Raw genomic sequence first — 5,253 nt, forward strand, 5'->3', positions numbered from 1 at the left:
AACAAAATCAAACGCTAAATTTTGTGACTGATACAAGTATGGATACAACATTAGATTCAGGTGCTGGAGACTATTTGACGATCACCGTTCGGGACAAAGAAGGGAAACAAAAGTACCAAATGCAAGCCAACGCGGAAGATTCGCCGAGTCAACTCATTAATGCATTAAATGGTAAAGCTTATGAAAATGGTGACCACATAACGGTTCAACATAAATATAGTGGAAAAATCGGGTTATACGTGAAAGGGACTCTTCAACTAGATTATGGAAATAGTCAGAACAGTGAAGAATTTGTTATTCAAAATAATCAACTTCTTCGATATGACCCAGAAGCAATCAATGTCACGGTTAAAGAGGGTGAAACAACTGTCGGTGAAGCGGTTGAACCGAACGAGTTGATTGAAAGTGGACAACCTAATTATACGTATACTTTCGTAAAAGAACCCAATTATTACCAATATGGGGAACAAACCGTTCAAATAAAAGTAACAGATGATCAAGGAAAAACAACGGTTGTCGAAACTACGTTGGTTATCAAACATGAATCAGAGCTAACGATTAGTACTAAAGACACGACGGATGAACGTCTAACTATCAAAATTGATTCAACGACACATCAGTTACAGGGAATTACCGATCCAAAGAATACAGCAGCCTTTTCTGCGACTTCTGAACCGGAGGTTCTTGTCATGGCCCTCTATAATCAGAACAATGAGTTACGTCAAATGATTGCTTTGGATGGGGGAGTGGCACCACAAGACTGTATGAACGAACTTTCTAAACAAACCGTTGAAATCGGGGACTATTTAACGATAACTAGTAAAGAAGGCGTGTCACAATCTCTTTATCGTGAAGGAACGAATGTTCAAACGACGAATGAATCAACTAGTACCTATCAAATTAACGCGCAATGGCAATTTGAACCACGAAAAACACCAACACCACCTGATGAAGGTGGGAATGAAAACTCATCAGCGACGAAAATAGATGCCGACGTTTTGATCGAGTTTTCAAAAGATAATACTCCCGTACAGCCTGTTGATCCGAATGATCCAACAATCCCTGTCGATCCGACGGATCCAATCAATCCAATAGGCGGAGAGCTCATGATCACCTATACCTCAAAATTAGATTTCGGTACCCACAAAAAAGGGGGAACATCATGGTTTGCTTATGGAGATAGGATGCAAGGAAATGTTCCGATCACACCATTTGTATCTATAAAAGATACCAGAAGTACGGATCGAAAAGGTTGGTCGTTGACCGCACAATTAGAAACGTCATTTGTCAATGAAAAAGGCCAGCCATTGAATGGTGCGGAGTTGCATTTTAGTCATTTGTATTCAGGAAATGGAGAACTCAACGCACCTGAAGTGACTGAAGGTGATTTAGTAGTAGACAAAGCTGGAGTAGAGATTGCACGAGCAACCGAGAAAAACGGCTATGGGCAACACTCGATCGGCTTAGGTAAGCTGCAGGCAGATAATACTACTAATGGTGTGGAATTGACTATACCGAACGGGATAGCCAATGACAGTGGGAACTATCAAGCAACGATTCTTTACACTTTAACAGCTGATCCAACAGTTGCATTCAAAGAATAAAGTATGTTTTATTAATGATATTTCTTATGTGGCTTTTCACAGTAATGAATACAATATTAAATCAAAAAATAAATAGGAATATCTATTGCTTAATGTGTAAATAACTAGACCTGTGTGAACAAGGTTTAATGAGTCGTGTAAAATCAAATCTGGGACAGAATGAACATAATTCTGTCCCAGATTTTTTATTATTTCACTTTGATTTTCAATTTCTCAAATGATCTAAATCCGTAGGGATACTTATTGATTGTTTTGATATGTGGTCTCTTAGTTTCTATTTTCTATTAAGATAAAATTTCGCAATAAAAGTTACAGACATTTTTTTAGTTAATGAAGAATTAATTTTAGATTTATAGATAACCATGATCCAATAAGGGGAAGTGGCAAAAGTCTTGACTCAGCTCCTTTTTCCAAATAAATGGTGTTCCATAAGTAAATTCTTTGGAAATAGGCCGAAAGTTCAAAAAAATTTGAAGATCAATTTTTGTAAATTCCTTCTTATTTATTGAAGCTACCCACTTCTGTCACAACCGCTTAATTATTCTTAATAATAATGTATAAGCGCTAAATAATTGTAGATAATGGCTAAATTTTTGTGGAATTAAGAAGGAAATATTGTTAATAAATTAAGCTTTATAAGTAAACTAACTGACGCTTTTATCCTAAAATCAATTGGTAAAATCAAGGGGTAAATAAAATTAAAGTGGGGGAAAGAGATGAGGAAACTTAGAAAACTTAGACATCTAATTCATTGATCAATTATTAAAAGATTATATAGAAAGACAATGGAAAGGATGGCAAAGAATGAAAAAATATTTAGCAATAGGCTGTAGTCTATTGTTGTTTGGCGGGGTAACATATGCTGCTACGACAGAACCAGTATCAAAATTAGTACATTCTGTATTTGAGCGGACAGTACAAGCAGATAGTATGGATAGTCTTTCCACTGAAAATTTGACGCTAAAGGAACTTACAACACATAAGACTAGTAATGATTATAGTAAATTGATTAAAACTAGTTATATTGATTTTCAAGTAGTGAAAAAACACCAAGAAGCCATTGATAAATTGACTCAGCGGCTAAAACAGACAGATTTTTCTGCGATAATGAAAACATTTGGGAATGAAAAAGTCGGGATCATTCCTGAAAACGACAAACACACAGGGGAAACATATGATCGAGTTGGATTAAGAGAGACCTACACACGTTTACAACAAGAAGGTGAACAATTTTTTGGGGCATTTTTTACGGCCTTTCCAGAAGCAACATTGGAAGAGTTCGAAGATCATTTTAATGAACTAATCTTTGTGGCAACTTATTTAGGGAAATGGTACGACATACAAATTGGGGAAGCATCTTTATGGACACTAATGTACTTTGATGGTGAGAATTTAACGGAAGATAATAAATGGCAAATCGACAATTTAGTTTTATTAGCTGAAGAGTTAAAAAAAGATAACTATGAAGCAATATTAAGTAAAAACGTTGGAAATGCCTTTAAGAACACAAAAGTATACTCAAAATTTACGGGGAAAGCTTATTATGAGTTGATCGAATGGTTTATAGAAAAAGAAACAGGAAGTACAGATTATTCGTCCTGGTTTTACGATTATTTTAATGGGGTTATTAAAATTGATACTACATTAACTAAAGAAGATAATGTAGGTATTTGGAATCGAAATCAGGAGTTCAAAGATAATTTGCCTTATTTATTGACTCAGACACCTGGCAGTACTCTTAATATAATTGAGTCCTATCGATTATTGATTATGACGTCAGGAAAGGAAAAAGAAGAAGATATATTAAATGCTATTAGGACAATAAAAAATCAAGAAGCTTTCTTTTATCGTACCTACGATCACAAGGAAGAAGTAGATAATTCAATTGGGCAATTGATTCTTTGGGGACCAAATGAAGATTTATTAAATGAAGAAGAGGATTATGGCAAGAATTTACTATTACCTAGCGAGAATTTTAAGTCACATGATGGAAGTGGAGCCATTGGTAAACATCAATACATTGCTTTACAACGTAGTGGATACGATCCTGGGAGTATAGCGCACGAATTGGGACATTCAATGAATCGTTTGTTGAATGCTGGCAGTGAGTTTTTAACAACGTTTATTTATAATGGTGTTAGAAATAAAGCAGCATACATCAATATGTATGCTGACGGACAAAATTTGCAATATCCTTCATTTTATCCGATCAATTCAGATGTAAAACAAATCCAAAATAGAGATGATTTAATCACAATGACTAAAAATTCAGAGAATTTTATTTATGCGATGGATTCAGTAATTGCAGATGTAGTATTAGAGATGCCTCTATCTGAACAAGCAAAATATATTCGTAAGGTTCCAATTGATGTGGAATCGGGTGTCATGAAAGATCATACAAATCCAGAAGCATCAGTTAATGCTATTCCGTTATCTGTTTCTGAATTAGAAGCAATGAATCTCCAAAGTATTGATGATTTAATTAATAATGGATTGGTAATTATGGAACCGGATGATGCAAACAATAATATTCTCGCAAATGGTGGTGAAGGCTACGGTACACCGCTTACCTATGCGAGCTATTTTTTAGTAAATGGTAAAACATTAGATCATACGCATCGTATTATTAATACATTAATCGCTGAAGATGGATGGGAAGGATTTAAAAAATTTAATGATGTGTATGCCAATGAAAAAAAAGATCTCGAGGAAAAATCAATTCTTGCTTTTAGATCGGGATTGAATGACCCTTCAGTTACTTATCGCACCTATACTACAGATAAATATTATGAAAATCGGAAAAATGTAGGGGAAAAAGGGTTAAAAACGATGTCTTATCGTGATCTTAAAAAGACGTTTGAAAACTATATCAATGATTTTTATGAAGTTAAACAAAATCTTTATAAGAGTTATCTTACTATCACAGATTCCTTTAAAAGTGATGTTTTTGGTTATGATGATTCTACATTAAAAGAAGTTAGTTCCTATGATGAATTATATGATGTAGTTACGGCAGATCCTAAAGCAACGATCTCAATTATTTCGGATCTTGAAGTTCCTACAAATGCTAAAGAAATTAAAAACTTTGAAGGAAATTTAAAAGGAAACGGCCATACGATTTCAAAGGGGAGTAAAGCACTTTTTTCTACATTAAAGAATGCAACGGTGGAATCAATAGTGTTGGATGATTTTACTCTCCAAGCACAAACAAAACATACTGGAGCATTAGCTAATCAAGTCGAAGAAACAAAAATCGGGGATGTTCATGTCGTGAACAGCACAATAAATATAAAAAATGGCTTGCAGGCTTCGGTTGGAGGATTCATAGGCGAAGCCAGAAATAGTGTTATCAGTCAGTGTTCCTCTCAAGGCAATGAAATTATAGGATCGTTTGCTGGGGGGATTGTAGGTTATGGTGAAAATACAAGTATCACAGATACGTACGTCTATGAAGGAACGATGACAGGAAATGAGGTAGGAGACCTTCGAGTTGGAGGGCTTGCGGGAAACTTTATCTCGGGAACAATCAAGAATACGTATTCTTCAGCTGACATAAAGAATGGTCAAGGGTTTATTGGCAGTACCTATAGTTATGGGACGCCTTCAATCGATGAATCTAATTCCTTTTCTATTGGCAATGTCGATGAGG

2 protein-coding genes are annotated in these 5,253 nt (G+C 35.1%); both read left to right on the forward strand.

The window, feature by feature from the left end; all coding sequences use genetic code 11:
• The coding region (locus A5816_RS15170; RefSeq protein ID WP_086311680.1) for a WxL domain-containing protein at nucleotides 1–1,604 on the forward strand (1,604 nt) is incomplete at its 5' end.
• Nucleotides 1,605–2,408: 804 nt separating this feature from the next.
• On the forward strand, nucleotides 2,409–5,253 hold a 2,845-nt coding region (locus A5816_RS16400; protein ID WP_179189739.1), incomplete at its 3' end, for a ZmpA/ZmpB/ZmpC family metallo-endopeptidase-related protein.

It is taken from the genome of Enterococcus sp. 3G1_DIV0629 (assembly GCF_002141285.1).
GTDB lineage: Bacteria > Bacillota > Bacilli > Lactobacillales > Enterococcaceae > Enterococcus_B > Enterococcus_B lactis.